The organism is Bacillus sp. MM2020_4 (assembly GCF_011250555.1).
GTDB lineage: Bacteria > Bacillota > Bacilli > Bacillales > Cytobacillaceae > Neobacillus.
In genome coordinates this window covers 13,777-31,297 of sequence record NZ_JAANMZ010000036.1, presented here as the reverse complement: position 1 = coordinate 31,297, position 17,521 = coordinate 13,777, and the positions used below count along the sequence as shown (strand labels likewise).

General features: G+C 38.4%; 32 protein-coding genes. 31 read left to right on the top strand and 1 reads right to left on the bottom strand.

Going from position 1 to position 17,521, the window contains the following annotated elements; all coding sequences use genetic code 11:
• The first annotated feature begins 105 nt into the window (after positions 1-105).
• From G6554_RS18910 to G6554_RS18890, 5 genes are read left to right on the top strand one after another with little or no spacing between them, the layout of a single operon-like run.
• The gene (locus G6554_RS18910; protein WP_166244690.1) at positions 106-438 is read left to right on the top strand and encodes a hypothetical protein; all 333 of its coding nucleotides are present in this window, start codon (positions 106-108) and stop codon (positions 436-438) included.
• A gap of 13 nt (positions 439-451) precedes the next feature.
• On the top strand, positions 452-727 hold the full coding sequence (locus G6554_RS18905; RefSeq protein ID WP_166244688.1) for a hypothetical protein: 276 nt from the start codon (positions 452-454) through the stop codon (positions 725-727).
• Complete coding sequence (locus G6554_RS18900) at positions 724-993, top strand: hypothetical protein (protein WP_166244686.1); 270 nt, start codon at positions 724-726, stop codon at positions 991-993. Before G6554_RS18905 ends, G6554_RS18900 begins: the two co-directional genes overlap by 4 nt.
• A complete protein-coding gene (locus tag G6554_RS18895; protein ID WP_207343068.1) occupies positions 993-2,549 on the top strand; it encodes a DNA cytosine methyltransferase in 1,557 nt (518 codons plus the stop codon). The genes G6554_RS18900 and G6554_RS18895 overlap by 1 nt, the downstream gene beginning before the upstream one ends.
• Positions 2,550-2,604: 55 nt before the next feature.
• A complete protein-coding gene (locus G6554_RS18890) occupies positions 2,605-2,808 on the top strand; it encodes a hypothetical protein (protein WP_166244684.1) in 204 nt (67 codons plus the stop codon).
• Between the two features lie 235 nt (positions 2,809-3,043).
• On the opposite strand, the gene G6554_RS18885 is transcribed toward G6554_RS18890, so the two are convergent.
• Positions 3,044-3,424 (bottom strand): DUF4183 domain-containing protein, encoded by a 381-nt coding sequence (locus tag G6554_RS18885; protein WP_166244682.1) that lies wholly within the window; start codon positions 3,422-3,424, stop codon positions 3,044-3,046.
• Positions 3,425-3,580: 156 nt separating this feature from the next.
• Between G6554_RS18885 and G6554_RS18880 the strand changes: the two genes are divergently transcribed.
• The 26 genes from G6554_RS18880 (at position 3,581) to G6554_RS18755 (ending at position 17,517) form a co-directional block, all read left to right on the top strand.
• A complete protein-coding gene (locus G6554_RS18880; RefSeq protein WP_242637886.1) occupies positions 3,581-3,931 on the top strand; it encodes a DUF4183 domain-containing protein in 351 nt (116 codons plus the stop codon).
• A 165-nt stretch (positions 3,932-4,096) separates the two neighbouring features.
• Positions 4,097-4,297, top strand: coding sequence for a hypothetical protein (locus G6554_RS18875; RefSeq protein ID WP_207627686.1), 201 nt, complete (start codon positions 4,097-4,099; stop codon positions 4,295-4,297).
• Positions 4,298-4,313: 16 nt separating this feature from the next.
• Positions 4,314-4,487: a hypothetical protein gene (locus G6554_RS18870; protein ID WP_166244680.1), complete on the top strand. Its 174-nt coding sequence runs from the start codon at positions 4,314-4,316 to the stop codon at positions 4,485-4,487.
• A 94-nt stretch (positions 4,488-4,581) separates the two neighbouring features.
• Entirely contained in the window at positions 4,582-4,929 is a 348-nt protein-coding gene (locus G6554_RS18865; RefSeq protein WP_166244678.1) for a hypothetical protein, read from the top strand.
• Positions 4,929-5,090: a hypothetical protein gene (locus G6554_RS18860; RefSeq protein ID WP_166244676.1), complete on the top strand. Its 162-nt coding sequence runs from the start codon at positions 4,929-4,931 to the stop codon at positions 5,088-5,090. Before G6554_RS18865 ends, G6554_RS18860 begins: the two co-directional genes overlap by 1 nt.
• The gene (locus G6554_RS18855; protein WP_166244674.1) at positions 5,062-5,316 is read left to right on the top strand and encodes a hypothetical protein; all 255 of its coding nucleotides are present in this window, start codon (positions 5,062-5,064) and stop codon (positions 5,314-5,316) included. The genes G6554_RS18860 and G6554_RS18855 overlap by 29 nt, the downstream gene beginning before the upstream one ends.
• Before the next feature lie 11 nt (positions 5,317-5,327).
• Positions 5,328-6,347, top strand: coding sequence for a sigma-70 family RNA polymerase sigma factor (locus G6554_RS18850; RefSeq protein WP_166244672.1), 1,020 nt, complete (start codon positions 5,328-5,330; stop codon positions 6,345-6,347).
• Positions 6,348-6,360: 13 nt separating this feature from the next.
• Complete coding sequence (locus tag G6554_RS18845) at positions 6,361-6,702, top strand: helix-turn-helix transcriptional regulator (protein ID WP_166244670.1); 342 nt, start codon at positions 6,361-6,363, stop codon at positions 6,700-6,702.
• A complete protein-coding gene (locus G6554_RS18840) occupies positions 6,693-7,376 on the top strand; it encodes a sigma-70 family RNA polymerase sigma factor (protein ID WP_166244667.1) in 684 nt (227 codons plus the stop codon). The genes G6554_RS18845 and G6554_RS18840 overlap by 10 nt, the downstream gene beginning before the upstream one ends.
• Positions 7,377-7,399: 23 nt before the next feature.
• Positions 7,400-7,654 carry a hypothetical protein gene (locus tag G6554_RS18835; protein WP_166244665.1) on the top strand — a complete coding sequence of 85 codons (255 nt, stop codon included), beginning with the start codon at positions 7,400-7,402 and terminating at the stop codon, positions 7,652-7,654.
• Positions 7,651-8,370 (top strand): NUMOD4 domain-containing protein, encoded by a 720-nt coding sequence (locus G6554_RS18830; RefSeq protein ID WP_166244663.1) that lies wholly within the window; start codon positions 7,651-7,653, stop codon positions 8,368-8,370. The genes G6554_RS18835 and G6554_RS18830 overlap by 4 nt, the downstream gene beginning before the upstream one ends.
• Positions 8,371-8,384: 14 nt before the next feature.
• A complete protein-coding gene (locus G6554_RS18825; protein ID WP_166244661.1) occupies positions 8,385-8,765 on the top strand; it encodes a DUF3797 domain-containing protein in 381 nt (126 codons plus the stop codon).
• A 214-nt stretch (positions 8,766-8,979) separates the two neighbouring features.
• Positions 8,980-9,345 (top strand): hypothetical protein, encoded by a 366-nt coding sequence (locus G6554_RS18820; RefSeq protein ID WP_166244659.1) that lies wholly within the window; start codon positions 8,980-8,982, stop codon positions 9,343-9,345.
• Positions 9,346-9,382: 37 nt separating this feature from the next.
• Positions 9,383-10,057: a dUTP diphosphatase gene (locus G6554_RS18815; RefSeq protein ID WP_166244657.1), complete on the top strand. Its 675-nt coding sequence runs from the start codon at positions 9,383-9,385 to the stop codon at positions 10,055-10,057.
• A 29-nt stretch (positions 10,058-10,086) separates the two neighbouring features.
• On the top strand, positions 10,087-10,233 hold the full coding sequence (locus G6554_RS18810) for a hypothetical protein (RefSeq protein ID WP_166244655.1): 147 nt from the start codon (positions 10,087-10,089) through the stop codon (positions 10,231-10,233).
• A 366-nt stretch (positions 10,234-10,599) separates the two neighbouring features.
• The gene (locus G6554_RS18805) at positions 10,600-11,238 is read left to right on the top strand and encodes a hypothetical protein (protein ID WP_207343069.1); all 639 of its coding nucleotides are present in this window, start codon (positions 10,600-10,602) and stop codon (positions 11,236-11,238) included.
• Positions 11,228-13,444 (top strand): AAA family ATPase, encoded by a 2,217-nt coding sequence (locus G6554_RS18800; RefSeq protein ID WP_166244653.1) that lies wholly within the window; start codon positions 11,228-11,230, stop codon positions 13,442-13,444. Before G6554_RS18805 ends, G6554_RS18800 begins: the two co-directional genes overlap by 11 nt.
• A gap of 346 nt (positions 13,445-13,790) precedes the next feature.
• Complete coding sequence (locus tag G6554_RS18795; RefSeq protein ID WP_207343070.1) at positions 13,791-14,090, top strand: hypothetical protein; 300 nt, start codon at positions 13,791-13,793, stop codon at positions 14,088-14,090.
• 1 nt (position 14,091) lies between these two features.
• Complete coding sequence (locus G6554_RS18790; RefSeq protein WP_207343071.1) at positions 14,092-14,490, top strand: RusA family crossover junction endodeoxyribonuclease; 399 nt, start codon at positions 14,092-14,094, stop codon at positions 14,488-14,490.
• Positions 14,490-14,720 carry a hypothetical protein gene (locus tag G6554_RS18785; protein ID WP_166244651.1) on the top strand — a complete coding sequence of 77 codons (231 nt, stop codon included), beginning with the start codon at positions 14,490-14,492 and terminating at the stop codon, positions 14,718-14,720. Before G6554_RS18790 ends, G6554_RS18785 begins: the two co-directional genes overlap by 1 nt.
• Positions 14,713-14,850, top strand: coding sequence for a hypothetical protein (locus tag G6554_RS18780; RefSeq protein WP_166244649.1), 138 nt, complete (start codon positions 14,713-14,715; stop codon positions 14,848-14,850). Before G6554_RS18785 ends, G6554_RS18780 begins: the two co-directional genes overlap by 8 nt.
• Positions 14,850-15,278 carry a transcriptional regulator gene (locus tag G6554_RS18775; RefSeq protein ID WP_242637887.1) on the top strand — a complete coding sequence of 143 codons (429 nt, stop codon included), beginning with the start codon at positions 14,850-14,852 and terminating at the stop codon, positions 15,276-15,278. Before G6554_RS18780 ends, G6554_RS18775 begins: the two co-directional genes overlap by 1 nt.
• A 694-nt stretch (positions 15,279-15,972) precedes the next feature.
• Positions 15,973-16,314, top strand: coding sequence for a hypothetical protein (locus G6554_RS18770; protein WP_166244647.1), 342 nt, complete (start codon positions 15,973-15,975; stop codon positions 16,312-16,314).
• Positions 16,315-16,350: 36 nt separating this feature from the next.
• Entirely contained in the window at positions 16,351-16,710 is a 360-nt protein-coding gene (locus G6554_RS18765) for a hypothetical protein (protein WP_166244645.1), read from the top strand.
• A 25-nt stretch (positions 16,711-16,735) separates the two neighbouring features.
• Complete coding sequence (locus G6554_RS18760) at positions 16,736-17,065, top strand: BC1881 family protein (protein ID WP_166244643.1); 330 nt, start codon at positions 16,736-16,738, stop codon at positions 17,063-17,065.
• 17 nt (positions 17,066-17,082) lie between these two features.
• The gene (locus G6554_RS18755; RefSeq protein ID WP_166244641.1) at positions 17,083-17,517 is read left to right on the top strand and encodes a phBC6A51 family helix-turn-helix protein; all 435 of its coding nucleotides are present in this window, start codon (positions 17,083-17,085) and stop codon (positions 17,515-17,517) included.
• Positions 17,518-17,521 lie beyond the last annotated feature (4 nt).

Below are 17,521 nucleotides of genomic sequence, written 5' to 3'. Positions count from 1 at the left end.
TGAAATTTGGTTGTCTTGTTGTCATAGCAGCAGATGTTATTCTATGGATCTCATTTATCGGATGGATAAAACTTATTTATCGAATACTCACTTAGGAGGTACCAAATGGTTAGACAAAAACCAAAAGGTTACAGCCAACGACAACAAGACAGACACCTCGAAAGACTGAAAAATAAACAAATGAGGCAGAAAAAAGGAACCACGGTTATTCGGATAGAGGATAGGCAGGCGGAACATATTGCTGATGATTTTTCCCAATTAATTGTTGAGAAAAAACAGATGCAAAGTGAATTAAGGACACAGGCTAGTTTGAATAATCGGTTGATGAAGGAAAAATCATTATTAGCTAAAAGAGCAAAAAATATGGAACGAAAAATATATTGGCTAATGATCGCAGTTTGTGTGTTGCTAGTGATTATTGCTTCTATCCTAGAGTAGGAGGTTGAGTTATATGAGTGAACCAGCATTTAATGGGGCGGTAAAAGAAGGCTTTGAACGAAGATTCACTATCATTAATGAAAGAGATTTCCAAAAATATGTCCCTAAATCCTTACAAGAGGATTTCCATTTAGAGTTTAACAATATTGCAGATTGGATTGAAGAAGGTCGTACAAAAGATGGGAAACAACTTTTTAATAATTATATAGTCATCAATCTGGATGAACCGTACATTAATGAAATTATTGAGATTATGAAGCGTAATGGACATTGGGAGAACCGGTCATGAGAGTCATTGGCCGTAACCTAATTCCAGAGGAAGCACCAAGAAATACGCTTCCTCCCCTCTCATGGGGAGATAAAGCGAAGATACGATATTACCATTTTCGAATGAAGCGATGCAACAAGTTGGCTGAGAAATATGGAACTTCTTCATCTCAAATTTATGGGCTACTCTGGGATGCTGCTGTTTCAAAACGAGCCTCTTATTACTATAGGGAACAGGTTATTTATGTAAGGGCTGAGATACGTGAGGGTAGGAGGCGAATGATGTAGTGCAACTAGATTTGTTTAGAGAAATCATAGTCGATAACTTTGCTGGTGGCGGTGGAGCTAGTACTGGTATCGAAATGGCAACAGGATTATCGGTGGATATTGCTATTAATCATGATCCAGCTGCCATAGCGATGCATAAGGCAAATCATCCTGACACAGAACATTATTGTGAATCAGTTTGGGATGTGGATCCTGTTAAAGCTGTTAATGGGAGAAAAGTTGGGCTTGCTTGGTTTTCACCTGACTGTAAACATTTTAGTAAGGCAAAGGGTGGTAAACCAGTAGATAAAAACATTCGTGGATTAGCTTGGATTGCAGTCAAGTGGGCGATTGCAGTAAAACCCCGCGTAATTATGCTGGAAAACGTTGAAGAATTTAAGACCTGGGGCCCGCTGAAAGACGGGTATCCAGACGAATCAAAAAAAGGACGTACCTTTCAATCTTTCGTTAAGTCTCTCGAGGCCTTGGGCTATGAGGTCCAGTTTAAAGAGTTGAGAGCATGTGATTACGGTGCGCCTACAATCAGAAAAAGGTTCTTCATGGTTGCTAGATGCGATGGAAAGCCTATTGAATGGCCGCAACCGACTCATGGGGATCCGCAAAGCTTGGCCGTACAAACAGGGAAATTAAAGCCTTGGCGTTCTGCTTCAGAAATAATTGATTGGGATATTGGTACACCGTCAATTTTTGAAAGAAAAAAACCTTTGTCAGAAAACACTCTTAGGAGAATTGCCAGAGGTATTCAAAAATTTGTAATTGATAATCCGAGTCCGTTTTTAGTTCAGGTAAATCATACGGGGTCTAGTCATCATTACTGCCGTCCACTTGATAAGCCGTTTCAAACGATTACTTCTAAAAATGGATATGGCCTTGTGACTCCATTCATTTCTAGAATTGGTCAAACAAACTTTGGTGGGGACAGGCTTCAATATGACATAGAAAAGCCATTAACCACTATTACCACTAAAGCCGAGCATCTACTTGTAAATCCTGTCCTTATCCAAATGGGGTATGGAGATCCAGAGGGTAGGAGAGTCCTAGATTTAGATAAACCATTGGGGACCATTACCGCAGGTGGAAATAAGTTTGGATTGGCAACTGCTTTTATTGCCAAACACTATGGAGGTAATTACACAGGACCAGGTACTGATATAGAGACTCCATTATCAACCGTTACAACCGTAGATCATAACGCATTAGTTACAGCCTTTTTGTTGAAATATTACGGGGTTGATACAGGACAAAAATTAAGCGAGCCATTGCATACCGTCACCACAAAAGACAGATTCGGCTTAATCACAATCAAAGGAACCGAATATCAAATTGTGGATATCGGAATGAGGATGCTTAAGCCGCATGAATTATTTGCAGCTCAAGGTTTTCCTGAAAACTACATCATCGATCGTGATTGTAACGGAAAAAGTTATTCTCAAGCTAAACAAGTGGCCAGATGTGGTAATGCAGTTCCGCCACCATTTGCCGAGGCGTTAGTAAGAGCGAATCTACCAGAGTTTAGCGTGAAGCATAATCGGTATAAGCCAGCAGTTAACGATTAGCCTAATCTATCAAACTCTAGGAAAATTAGCCTATTTAATCTAAGGAGTTGTTCCTATGGACGATGCAGATTTTGCAGCACTTACAGAAAAGTTAGGTACCGTAACCCTTCAAAATAAGCAGTTAAAAAGGGCTAACCTAAACATGAAGCGAGAAGTTAAGCAACTCCGCAGACTCGTTAAGAAGTTGAAGGATGAAGAAGCCATGAATCGGAAACCCCATTATAAAAATGGGCGGCGTGGAACTAAGTTTAATGGATAGAGGGTGGAATCAATGGAAGTTATTTATGCACACCCGGGGTGGACCACGATTTGGTTAATTATTATCGTTACCGTTTTAAGTGGAGCTGGACAGAAGGATAAGTCGTAGTCGAACCAAAGTGCGCAACAAATTGCAAAATCCTGAGCAAGAATGTAACAAAATAAGGAAGATACAAATAGGAAGATGAATTGTGGGGAAAACCTCTGAATAGGCAACTTCAGAGGTCTTAAATGAATTAAGTGATAATAGTTGTATCGCTAGTTGGTACGAAGTTTGTAACAGCTAAGACAACTGGAGAATTTTGTTCAATAGTTGAACCGGCAGGAACTGTAATTACTAATTGTCCTACACCTGTACCACCAGGTGTATAGGCTAATAAGTCCTCCATCTGTAGTACGCCGTTAACATAAACATTAAAGTAACTATTATCAGCTGCTAAATCTGGAAGTGTAGTAGCATTTGCTCCTGTGTCAGTCCAGAAGTCTCCAACAGCAATTGTTAAAGTACCTGCACCTGTTACAAGGGTAGCAGCTTCATTAAAGAACCTTTCGACAGTTGGAAACGTGTCAATAGTTGAATCGGCAGTAATAGCAAGTTTCATTATTTTAAGAGGCAAGATAAAACCTCCTTTCTAAGTTTCTAACATATTATGCGTTAAATATTTATTTGTATAAACTTTAGTTTAAATAATAAAAGACCAAGCACATTATAAGAACTAATTTATAAAATGTTGTGGGAGCATATGAATGGAATTTTTGGAGGCGAAGAATCAATGATACGTAAAAATTGTACTGGTATAGATAATTCAATAAAGCCATTTCTAACGATCCCGATTATGCCTACAGAAGAGGTTCGCTATCGCGTTCCTAAAAAAGTGGAAGTTTATGAGTATTACACAGTTTCAGATGGACATTCCAGAATTTATAAAGAAGAAGATGGAATCATTGAACTAGGTAAACAAGTGATTCTAGACCCTTGCAAAGTATCATACATGAATCTTTTTATTAACGGAGTATTACAACCTAAGGAAAGCTACGATGTACAGAATGGAATAATTAAGTTGAAAACAGTAGACGTGCCACCAAAAGGAGCACCAGTGATACTTCAAATGTTTAAAGTATGAATTTAAAAGTATATTAATCTGTTCATGGTGAGAACACAAATCAAAAATCACCAATGGAATGATTATTATATTTGGTTGAAATAAGGACAAGTAGTTTTAAGAAAAATATAAATCTAATACGCAGTTCGATGAAAAACAGTCGTAAAAAAGACAGGGGTGATTTTAATGAAAATCCCTTGGCATAAACGAATATACGCTTTATATAAGGGAGATCAATTCCTTTCAGAAGGGACGATTCGAGAAATTAACAGGGAAACCGGGAAATCCATAGACTTTCTCAGATATATGACCTCGCCATACTATAATAATGTCCGCTGCGGCGAAAGTAGCCGTCGACTTAGAATGGTTTCCTTGGAAGATGACTAAAAAAGGAGGTCAATCCGTGAAACAGACATTTGACTATCCACAAATATTCTACAACGAGGTCATTTATCATCTCGAATCGAGATGGGATAGAAAACTAAATGACCATGAGAAACATGTGCTTATCGAAGGTTACAAGTTTGGCAGATTAATTGAATCAAAAAACGAGATTAGAATACTGGAAGTGAAATAGATGGATGGTTTTGTAGGTTTACTTTCCACCATAGCCGTTGTAATGATGGCTGTCGGTGGGGCGATTAAAAAATACATGTAGGGAGGTCTTAATTATGCCATCAGAACCGTGGGAAATCATTCACGAAATTGTTCCGACACCTACGAGTCATAAAAAGAATGATGTGTCGAGAAAGTCCTTAACTTCATTGGAAAAAGTCATGTTCAAACAAGATGATTATGGATTTGATAAGTATCAAAAGCCATTGAGTCACAAAATGAATTATAACTGGATGACTATGGAGAAAGAAGAGATAGCAGATTTTTTGAAATATCTTCAATGTGAAGAAGATCGTAAAGCAGATGTGATTCATATGTTAAAAATGGGATTGCGGTCAGATGTACCAAAAGACTATATAGAGCTGGCTCTTGAGCTACTAACCATAGAAGGGACTGGGAAGTAATGCCTAAAATCCTACATGATACAGATAGTTTGAAATACAAAAAGCAGCTGGCAGAGTTTATGCAATCTATTAATCCAAAACCAAGTCTTGAAGATATCGAGAAATTAAAACAGCGGTTGTTGGAGAAACGGAGTGAGGCAAGTGTTGCTATCCGGGAATAAAAGGTTGCAGGTCTATAAAAAGTACTTTGAAACAGCAAGAGATAACACGCATTTAGTTATGCATCGAGGATATGCGCTTGCACTGGTAAAAATGATTGAAGAACTTCATCAAGAATACCTCACATTGTCTCAGTCAATTGTTGAAGAAGATACGATGATCCAACAGCTGCAGGAAGAAAACATCCAACTAAAGCACAAATACTTCGATGCTGATGATCAGCACTAATTAGGACTGCCATGAAATTAACGGATGAAGAAAAAGAAAATTTGGCAGGAAATAATTGGCGGTATATTCATTACTTTGCTAAAAAATATCATTCTTCACAATGGGATTATGAAGAGTTAGTCAGCGCGGGCACTCTTGGTATGACACAAGCATTAAACACTTTCGATACAGAAAAAGAAATAAAATTCAGCACTTACTCAGCTAGATGTATCACTAATGCGATTTTTATGTATATGCGGCGCGAGAAAAAACACCTTGGGAACATTAGTATTGAACAGCCGATTTCCACAGATGAAAGGGGGAATGATTTAACCATAATCGATTTGTTAAGCGTAGAAGAAAAGGAATTTGATTGGAGGGAAATAAGTTCGACAGTAAATAAAGTATTAAATAAGTACCCAAACAGAACGCGGAAAATCTTGACGTTATTTTTTGAGAATAAAAATCAACGTGAAATAGGAAAATTACTTGATTTATCTCAAAGTTATATTTCAAGAATTATCAAAGCGGCCTTGACAGAAATAAAAAAAGAGTACTGGAGAGGAGAACCACAAATGGCGGTTATCACGGTTGAAGAATATAAAAAGTTGAAAGAGGAAGGTTTGACGGATACCCAAATAGCTATCAAGAAAAACACTTCTCCATCATACTTGTCGGCACTTAAAAAGAAATGGGATAAAGTCCAAGAACGACCTGTTGAGATGGATGAACAAGTTCCGGAGACTCATACAGTAGCGGTAGACAAAACAGCTGAATACGAGTCACAAATCAAACGATTACGAGAGATTTGCGAAGAAAAATCATCTGCCGTTTTTAGCTTGCAAGAAACATTAAAAGAATATCAAAGTGATGGAGAAAAGTATGAAACCGAAATTCTTGAACTAAATAGAAAAGTCTCAGATTTGGAATCTCTTCATGCCACCTGTGATGATGTGGAGTCAGAAGTTGAGATCCTTAGAAAAGAAAACGATGCTTTGCGTGAGGAAAATTTCGCTTTGAAATTCTTTGCTCGTCGCTATTTAGCAGTATAAGGAGGTCTTAACCATGAAAGGGCCTGAACCCTTACCGATTCCTAATCATTTTACAGTTGATTGGTATCGGGAGCAGAAGGAATTAAGAAAAACTGACCATGAGATCGCAGCTTCCTTTTTTATCTCTTATGCACTTTTGCAAAAATGGAAGAGAAAAATCGGATGGGATTTTGATAGTAAGTATTCTGGCAGACGATTGAATCCCCATACAGAGAAAATGAAAGAATTGAATGAACAAGGTTATAAACCAGGGGAAATTGCGACCATGTTTTCAGTGACAAGAGAAACAGTAAAGAATCATTTAAAACGGGCTATGGCCATCGATGTGGAAAATGGCGAGAACAAATGGTTTTGATACGATGGGATCTCGCCACAAATAACCAGTTATGGACCATTATCGAGAGTGATTGGGATATACCTTACCTACACATTGAGGGGTTGGTAACCGAAGCATTAAACCGAAACCTATTTGACCATCTGATTAAGCATCTAATCAATAAAATGTTCCCCCGCTGGGAAAACGAACGCAGATATCACTATTACGATTTATATTCGATTGGCTACATTGGTGTTGTCCAAGCATTAAAAAATTACAAAATTGGCAAGGGTTCCTTTAAAACATTCGCTTATATTAACATAAAATCCGAGTTTTCACATCACATTAATAAGATAAAAACGGACAAGCGAAAACATTATGAAACTATGGTTTCTCTCGATGTCCAGAAACATGATGAAAATGAAGAAAGTTTTTTGGAATCATTAGTGGATAAGAGTCAGGATCCAGAGAAGATTGTCCTCAACAAACTGTTTTGGGAAGGGGAGTTTCGGAAAGTATCTGAAAACGAAAAAGAAGTATTACTCCTCTTCTCTCAAGGTTTTAGCATGAATGAAATAGCCAAAATCAAAGGGTATAAGGGAGCTGCCTTCATTAGCCGACTGTTTCACCGAGCGATAAAGAAAATAAACCCACAGGCCGAGAAAATGAATGTCAAGCATTCTGGATTAATGACAGTAACAAAGTTGGCTTAGGCAATAAATAAGGAGTGATAAGTATGTATCGAGTAGGTGACTGGGTGGTTGAAAAAGAAACTGGTCGTATTGGAATCCTTAAGAATAAAACTTGGTGTGAAGTCAGTATTCGTTTTGGACAAGCTGTAGCCCTTCGTCATCCTGATCAAATTGAACTCGCTCCTTTGGATATTCATTCAGTTGACATTTTGGCTATGCAGCACCTTGCCGTTGATATCGGGGATCGGGATTGGTTTATGAGGTTGGGGGAGAGATTGGAAAGTGAGATGAAATCATGATTTATCTTTACGATCCTAGAACCAATATCTTAACGGAGACCACATATAGTTATCTTTCCGAATTGACAGGGATGTCAAAGGGAAATCTGATGTCTTATAAATCTTCCAAAAAGCGGTTAGGGAAAATTAGTTGCTACATTGTGGATGAAAACGTAACTGTCCAACAACGGAAAGCCTGGTATGAAAAAGAAAAATATCACAATGAAACATGGAAAGTGATTGATGGTTCTGATGGTATTTTTCTGGTTTCGAATCACGGACGCTTTCAGAGAGTCTATAAAAATCATACCGGTTTCCTACTACCTACACTTAAAAAACGAGGCAGATTTTTAGAAATTAAGGTCAGGTTCAAAGGTATTTATAAAAACTATCAAGTTGCTAAATTGGTAGCTCATCACTTTATCGAACCACCAAGCTCAGGCGAAGTGCTGCACCATAAAAACTTAATCAAAACAGATAATTTTGCCGGAAATTTAGAGTACATCTCAAGAGGCAAATTGGGTGGGAAAACTGGTCATAAATCGAAATGTAAGCCAGTCATACAACTTTGCCGATTTACAGGGGAAGTGCTTGAAGAATATAGGTCAGCTCGGGAAGCCGGAAGGAAAAGTTTCGTTTCTTACCAGTCCGTCATGGATTGTTGCAACGGCAAACATAAGCATAGTGGTGGGATTTATGTGTTTAAGTGGGCGGAGGAGTATGAAAGTGATTTTTGAAAGGAGATTGAACAATGAATATAAACGACTCAATGGAGTTAATGAAAAAATACAATAAATGTCCAGAGTGTGGCAATGACAAGATTGGTAGCGGAGAAGGAACACTCATTATTGAGGACAATGTTTTTGAACGTTCTTGCAATTGCGGATGGAAAGTAATTGAGGACAGAAGAATTAAATGCGTTGCCTATGCGACAAAGAAACTAAAAGGAAAAACATCTGGAATTTACGAAGTTGCCATATACGGACAGGGACATAAGTATTTGCCTTTAAATGAATTGAAGGAATTATCAGGAGTAAAGCAAGTTAGCCAAACAAAAAAAATAGAGACTTGGTTAAATACCATTGAAGGCCGCAAATGGGCTTTAACAGTAAAAGAAGCAAATATTTTTTAATAATCTCAAACCACACACCAAAGAACCGACTCACTAACTACTAAACTAGGAGTTGATCTTGGATGAATCAATCTAAAAAGTGCGTTGAGTGTGGGGACCACGTTCCCCCGTACCAAAATTTCCTGTGTGAAGAGTGCTGGCGAAAAGCGTTGAATGAGAAGTTGGATATAGAGGATGAAAAATAGAACCAAATTGTGAAGTAAGGAGTGATGAAATGGAAGTGAAATTTGAAAACGGACTATTAGTAAAAAGTATAAAATCGGCTGTAATTCTTGAAGCTGATTTAAGTCACAGTGAAATATTCAATTTTAACAGTACCGAGTTTGAAGAATTCACCATGTGCATCCAACAAATGGCTAAAGTATCTTGGAAAAATATCGTTCCGAAGGAGGAACAAAGTGAAGCATCTGATTACTGGGAGTATTATGACAAGGAACTCGACAATAATGGCTATTTAACATTAGGTACCGGTCATTTATCAATTAGAAGACCATGCTCGGAAAATAAAAGAATTTATCAATTCAACAAAAGGAAAATGGAGTCATTTTTGTACGATTTGCAAAAGGAAATGACAGTTTAACTATTACGCATTCCGACCTAAAAAGGAGACCAAATAAATGAACCTAGAAAAAATGTTGCACATGCAGAAAACATTAGATGACCGCATCATCAATGAAAAAGGGTTAGAGAATATTGACTTATTTCCTAATACAATACTTGCCTTAAATGTCGAGCTTAGCGAGTTCGCAAATGAAGGCCGCTGGTTTAAGCATTGGAGTGATGATCAGGAGCCGAGGACTACGATGAAATGTATTTATTGCTCCGGGAAAGGTGAAGGATTTTTCAGCGGGAAGGTTTATACCGGTTCTAAAGAAGTGTGCGTTTTCTGTTCAGGATCAGGAAAAAGTACAAATAAAAACCCTATCCTCGAAGAATTTGTCGATGGTGTTCATTTCTTCCTATCGATTGCTATTCAGAAGGGATGGACAGAATCCTTATACATCTATGAGGAGGCGTTGCTTGAAATCAAGGAAACCGGATTTGATGGTGGGTTAACAGGAGCATTTTTGGAAATGCAGTATTTACTTCTTAATTGTTATATCAATAATAAGCCGATTGAAGCGATTGAAAAGAGCCTTATGATTTCCACCAATGAATTTTATTTTAAAAGCGCCTGGTTCCTTTTCATGGCGATTGGTCTATATGGGTTTCACTTTACTCCAGAACAGATTGAAGCTGCTTATGTGGAGAAGAACGCTGTTAATCATGAGAGGCAGGATAACGGGTATTGAAACTAATTTCGAAATAAGGAGATTGAATAATGGAATATGAGGGTCAATTAGATTCAGAAAAAGGGTATTGGGCTGACGTTCATTATTATATGGAACAGAATAATTGTGATAAAGAAACGGCTATTAAAGCCATCGAAAAGATTTATGATGATTATTCAAAAAATCGTAATGCGTAATTCGAACCAATATGGATGTAGTACAAATAAAAAAATGCTGATAATAGCCAGCATTTCAAGTGTTTATTCTCCATTATTTGATTAATTCCCATTGCCAGCCAATTAACCCAGAATTTAAGTTAAAAGGCTGGCAACCCTCTTTTTTTGAAAAATAATATTACAACCAGCTGCTAAGCCAGTAGTCGAATAGTTTCAGAATTGCACCAATCGTGACGCCAGTACCTACAGCAACAAGGATTTCAATGATTTTCTTTTTCATGCTAATCACCCTCTATTTGTCCGAGGGAGTGCCAGTTATTAAAGTATACGTTTTCAATCACATGATTATGAATGATTTTCAAATTAGTAAAAAACGAGGTGAATAGATTGGAAGCAAAAATGAACACGGTAAAACAATTAACAGGTCAACGATTTGGTAAATTAACCGTTATTCAGCGTTCAGAAAAAAACTCAAAAAGTGGGAACGCAATGTGGGTTTGTTATTGTGATTGCGGAAACCAGGCAGTTGTAATAGGTAGTCATTTACGTTCAGGTCATACAACTAGTTGTGGGTGTAATCGAATTAGTGAAAAGTCTATGGGACATTCACAGGAACGCCTTTATAGAATCTGGAATGGAATGCATAACAGATGTTATGACCCTAAACACGATCGCTATAAATGGTATGGGAATAAAGGTATTTCCATCTGTGATAAATGGCATGATTATCTAACATTCAGAGAGTGGGCTTTAGAACATGGGTATTCTAACAATTTAACAATTGACCGTATAAATCCCAATGGCAACTATCATCCGAATAATTGTCAGTGGGTTGATATGAAAATACAGGCTAACAACAGAAGTAACAATCGAATTATTAAATATAAAGGTAAGAATTATACAGCAATCCAACTAGCAGAAACGTGCAATTTGCTACCTCATACGGTATATAATCGTTTGAAACTTGGCTGGAGTGTTGAGCAAATCGTTGAAATACCAGAAAGAAGTGAAGATTATGGAAGGTAAATTAGACCTTATTTCATTGCTTGATTACATCGACCCCTCATCTCTTGATTACTCTGCTTGGATGTCTGTTGGAATGGCCTTAAGACAAGAAGGCTATACAGCGAGCGATTGGGATGAATGGAGCAGAAGGGATGGCATGCGATACCGTCCTGGTGAATGCTTTAAGAAATGGACTACATTTGAGGGATCAGGTATCACTGGTGCGACTATAACCCAGATGGCAAAAGATAACGGATGGATGCCGCGGTCGAATAGAGAAGAACGTGAATTAGGCTGGGATGATGAGATTACCGGCAACGATGATTATGTCATTATCGATAAGAACTGGATTGAGGGAAAGGAAATTAGCGAGCCTGCCGCATGGAATCCAGTGAAAGAAATTACGACTTATTTAGAAACATTGTTCGAAGCATCAGAAAACGTGGGATATGTCGTTTCTACTTGGCAAAACGATGAGGGTAAACATTTACCCACAAAGGGAAATTATGATAGAACAGCCGGAGAGCTAATCCAATTGTTCAATCAATCTGATGGAGATATCGGTGCCGTCTTAGGTGATTACAACCCCGAAGCTGGCGCCTGGATCCGATTCAATCCTTTAGATGGTCAAGGTGTTAAAAATGAAAATGTCACTGAATTCCGATATGCATTAGTTGAATCAGACACAATGGATTTAGCAAAGCAGAATGCCATTATGCGTGAATTGGAATTGCCGATTGCTGTCCTTGTGTACAGTGGGAAAAAGAGTATTCATGCCATCGTCAAAGTCGATGCTGCCAATTATGATGAGTATCGAAAACGTGTCGATTATCTATATGATGTTTGTAAAAAGAACGGTTTAAACATAGATAGCCAAAATCGAAATCCATCACGGCTGTCTCGTATGCCTGGTGTGGAACGGAATGGCAAAAAGCAATTTATCATTGATACTAATATCGGTAAAAATAATTGGGAAGAATGGCACGAATGGATTGAAGGAATAAACGATGACCTGCCGGATCCTGAAAGTTTAACAGATTACTGGGATCATATGCCGGAGCTCGCACCGCCTTTAATCGAGGGAGTGCTTAGGCAAGGGCATAAGATGCTTATGGCCGGTCCATCGAAAGCTGGTAAGTCGTTTGCCTTAATCGAATTATCAATTGCTATCGCTGAAGGTACCAAATGGCTAGGATGGCCATGTACAAAAGGGAAAGTATTATATGTCAATCTTGAGTTAGACCGAGCTAGTGCCCTGCATCGATTTAAAGACGTATACCAGGCTTTAGGATTAAGGCCGAACAACATTAATAATATTGATATTTGGAACTTGCGTGGGAAATCCGTACCAATGGACAAGTTAGCCCCGAAATTAATTAGACGGGCTCAAAAGAAAAACTATATCGCTGTTATTATTGACCCGATTTATAAGGTACTGACAGGGGATGAAAACAGCGCTGATCAGATGGCTCACTTCACGAATCAATTCGATAAGATTGCTACTGAATTAGGTTCCAGCGTTATTTACTGTCACCATCATTCTAAAGGGACACAAGGAAATAAAAAATCAATGGACCGTGCATCCGGTTCAGGTGTATTCGCCCGGGATCCTGACGCATTAATTGACTTAGTTGAACTGGAATTGACTGATGCTTTAATCAAGCAGCAGGAAGGTGCTATTGCCGCCACAATCTACGCAAATGCAATCAGAAAAGCAAACTATGATTATTTCGATGAACATGTCGGACTCGATGATCAGCAAAGTGTTAGCCAAATGAATACGCATGCTGCACGTGTTTTACAACCTGAACAACTAAAACAACTAGAAGCTGAGATTACTAGAGCTGTTCAAAGCGTCCGTATTCGGTCAGCATGGCGAGTGGAAGGTACATTGCGTGAGTATCCAAAGTTTAAGCCAGTTAATATGTGGTTCCAGTACCCTGTCCATAAAGTTGATGATACCGGCTTCTTAAAAGACATCGAATTGGATGCCGGCGGACCGAGCTGGAAGAAGAATTTCCAAAAGAAAAAGTCACCCCAAGAAGCAAAAAAAGAAAAGACTGCTGCACTTGAATCTGCCTTCGAAGCATGCGGGATTGAGGAGAAAATTACAGTAAATGCCATCGCTGAATATATGGGAGTTTCCGAAAAAACAGCTAGAAGACGCATTCAAGAACATGGGGGTTTTTGGATATCAGAAGGTGAAGTAGGCAGAAAAACCAAATAAAAAGGAAGGGACAAACTCGATAAAAGTCATTTGTCCTTACTAGGGACAAAGTCGAATATTCGCATGTCCCTACAAGAGACAAACTCGAAAAATACTTCTGTCCCTCTATCTGGACAAACTCGAAAATTATCGAGAATGTCCCTTCGAAGGTCAAAGTCGGTAAAATATCGAGTTTGTCCGAGGGACAGACAACCCTATTATAAATAATACTATTTTCCTGTCCCTCCCTGTCGGTCACTGGGGTAAGTAGTCGTGCGTCAGCTATCGCACGACGACTCCTTCCCCTGAACGTGACAAAGGAATTTTTTCTAACAAAAAATAAAAATGAATCTAGGTGATTGATTTTATGCTAGACCATATATGGAGATATCAAAGGAAACAATTGGAGACAGGAAGAAAGTTGCCGCCATCATATCACAAGATGCCAGACCAAGAGTTTGACATCGAGAAGAGTGAGGTTGCGAAGTGGTTGATCAATCAACCAGAAATTTTAAATTTCGTAGTGGAAATTATGAAAAAGTCTGAAGCGATAGTCTATAACAAAGATACAGAAAAGTGGCATGGTGTTGATTATGAAAATAATTTATGTCCGCATGATGATGAATGGGTAATTGTCCAGTTTGCAGACATTAGGAGGCCGACTTAAATTGATTACTGAATTTTTTATGCCTATGGAAAAGGTTCCAACTGTCACCCATCAGCAGAAACAAGTTCACGTGGTAAATGGCAAGCCGATCTTTTATGAGCCGGAAGAACTGAAAACAGCACGTGCGAAGTTGATGGCTCATCTCGGGCAGCATGTTCCAGAAAAGAAATATAACCATTCTATTCGCTTGATGACGAAGTGGTGTTTTCCTATAACCGGCAAACATACAGACGGCGAATACAAATATACCAAGCCTGATACAGACAATCTGCAAAAACTATTAAAAGACTGCATGACCGAATGTGGATACTGGAAAGACGATGCTTTAGTAGTTTCCGAGATTGTTGAAAAGTTTTGGGCCAAGATGCCTGGCATTTACATTCGAATCGAGGAGATCTGATGGACTATAAAGCTTTTTATACCGAAGTTGCTGAGTGGATCATGCAAGCTAATCAAATGGCCGTAAAGAACGGACTAGACAGTGATGCTTTTTGGAACTGGGTCACTTCTTCAATGGGGGAAATGAGTAAGCGATACAACAATAATCAATTGGTCATAAAACAAATGGCCATGTTGTACGAGTGGTTAGACGAAGTCTACGCAAAAGGGAGGAATAAGCAAAATGGATAAGGACGAAAGAGAATCGATTATTGTACAGCTGGCCTTTATGCAAGGTGTTAATCCGTCGGTATTTGAAAAATATACAGATGACCAGTTAGAGAAAGCAATGAATTCGTTGTATGGTGAAAGAGAGGTCTGATGATGTTGACAACAAAAATAAATTACAGCTTATCCAAAGCATCGTTCAAACATATCGAAGCTGAAATTTATAAATACAAAAATACCGTTGAAGAAATAAAAAAACTCAGGTTCAATATTATTCAAACTACTCCTGACGAAAATGTTGGTGGCGGACGAAGTGGACGTATTTCTAATCCAACAGAAATGATTGCTACTCGATTGGATACTCATAAGCAACTTGATTATTTAGAGGAGATCGCGTATGCCATTGAGACGATCTATAACATTTCTCCTCAGCATATTCGTAAGTTGATACAAGCCCGTTATTGGAATAAAGATTTATCCTGGGACGGCATTGCACTCGAACTCCATTGTAGTAAACGTCAAGCCCAACGATGGAGAGACAAAGTGGTGAGAGATATTGCAGAAATGTTAGGATGGAGATAAGTAAAATAAACCATGTCGCTATGATGTCACTTTCGATGTCTAAAATCATGGTAAGATGATAGTGTGAGATATTTGTTGAAGTAGGGAAAAAGACATTATCGTTGTGAGGGCGATGGTGTCTTTTTGTTTGTAACCGTGGTTTTAATAGAGCAATTAGTAAGTAGGTACTAGGAATGCCTGAGAATCAAAAGTTACAGGGGTGTCAACTTCTGCGTTCACCACGGAGAGATGTCCCAAATTTCGGGGGTCGTGATTCGTGGGACGAGCTGTCTTATAAATTTTCTATGCAGGATACGGATGTTTCGTTTATCGAAATGTATGCAAGAATCACGGGAAATAACTCATTGATTGATAACAAGATCACTGTTATATCAACGTTGTATAAAACAATGCATAATAGATAATTACGAACAGCTTACAAACGTTGTTATATCAACGTTTGCTTCAATGATTAATTGCGCAATAGATTTATTTTACGCAATTATGTTGAATAACAATGAATTAATATACGGTTAATCATATACAGTAATCATGAATAAACATGCGTCCAAATTGTTTTAATTGTGTACAGAATACACACAATTAAGACCCTGGGGGGTGCTTTATTGGACTAAAGTGTCCCCTGGTCCCCGAACATTTCTACCAAAATTTTAAACCTCGGGGGCATTTTTACTAGAAAGGGGCTGCGGAAATCGTGACACGAGTGACCTGTGACGAATGTGAAAAAGAGTTTCCGATCCATTTACGAGAATTCGAGCATCCGGCTCATAAATTCAAAGGCTATGTCATCGAAACGTATTTCCGTTGTGCTCATTGCGGCCATAAATACATTTCTTACGTGACTGATAAGCAGGCTCGAAAAATGCAGAAGGACATCAGACAATTACATGAGCAGATAATTAAGAAAAGCTATAAAGGGTTGTCGGAGGAAAATTATAAAAAAGCTATCGATGAACAGTACTCAGTTTTAGAAATAATGAAATCCGAGTTGAAGGCAAGAATGGACGGTTTGAAAGAATTAGTGGCATCCGAGTAATTGGGTGCTTCTTTTTATTTTGGGAGGTGGACGAACATGGAAGAGGTTATTTTGACTGAAGAACAATTACAAGAAAAATTAATAGAGTGGCAAAAACGACTGCGACTCCAAGATTGGATAATTAAAGCGCGTATCTGCCGGATTCATAATATTCCTAACGAAGCAATGGCTTGCGTAATTCCAACACTATCTAAAAAGATGGCACTTATTAAAATCCTGGACCCTAACGACTATGATCCTGACCTAGTGTTTCCTCAGGATATGGAAAATAGTCTTGTTCATGAGTTATTGCATTTACATTTCGAACCTCTTGGTTTGGATGATGATAAACATACCGAATTAGAGCAAGCGATCGAATGTATCGCCTCTGGTCTGCTAAGTGCTATACGCTCTTAGAAAAATAAAAAGGAGATGTTGTGACATGGCTGAAAAGCGCGAGTCGAACAAAGGATTAAGTGTAAAGGTGGATGTTGACGTATCCGATGCTTTAAAAAGTTTAAAAGCATTGAAGCGTGAAACGAATGACGTAATTAAGGGATTAGATACACTTACCAGGTCTTTGCAAGAAACCAGATTGATTAGTCTTTTTACAACTGCGGAATTACAAGACGAATTAATAAAACGTACAGGTGTAAAAGAATATGTTATTGATGCACATGGTAGGGGGGCAAAGATTCAAATCGATAATGGCCATGAGGTTGGCATGGTTTTGGTAGAAGGTCCTGCCCGAATAATAGTCAACACAGATTAGGAAAGGAGTAGATTTCCATGAGTAACCAACGGTTTCAGTTTGATGAGCGAAAGTTGAAACCAGGACAGCGACAGGCGGCTGCTTTACTGGTGGAATACGAGTTCACCAAAAAAGGTGAGAGAAAGACAAAAGAACAGATTGCGGAAGAAGTTGGAATCAGTCGTAAACAAATTCATCAATGGGACACGACAGACAACAACTTTATTGCTTACAAAAACCATTTAGCATCTCAAATTGTCGACTCTCAACTATCGCTAGTGTATTCAAAGTTAATTGACGGGATCAAGAACGGATCCATGAAGGGCATCGAATTATACCTTAAGCGGATGGGTGAACTTAACGATAAAAGTGAGGTCACAATTAACGATAATCGTAAAGAAGAGTCGTTTGAGGATAGGAAGGCGGCATTACTTGAACGGCTTGGTACTAATGGCGATGACTCAGGTGTTTAAAAAG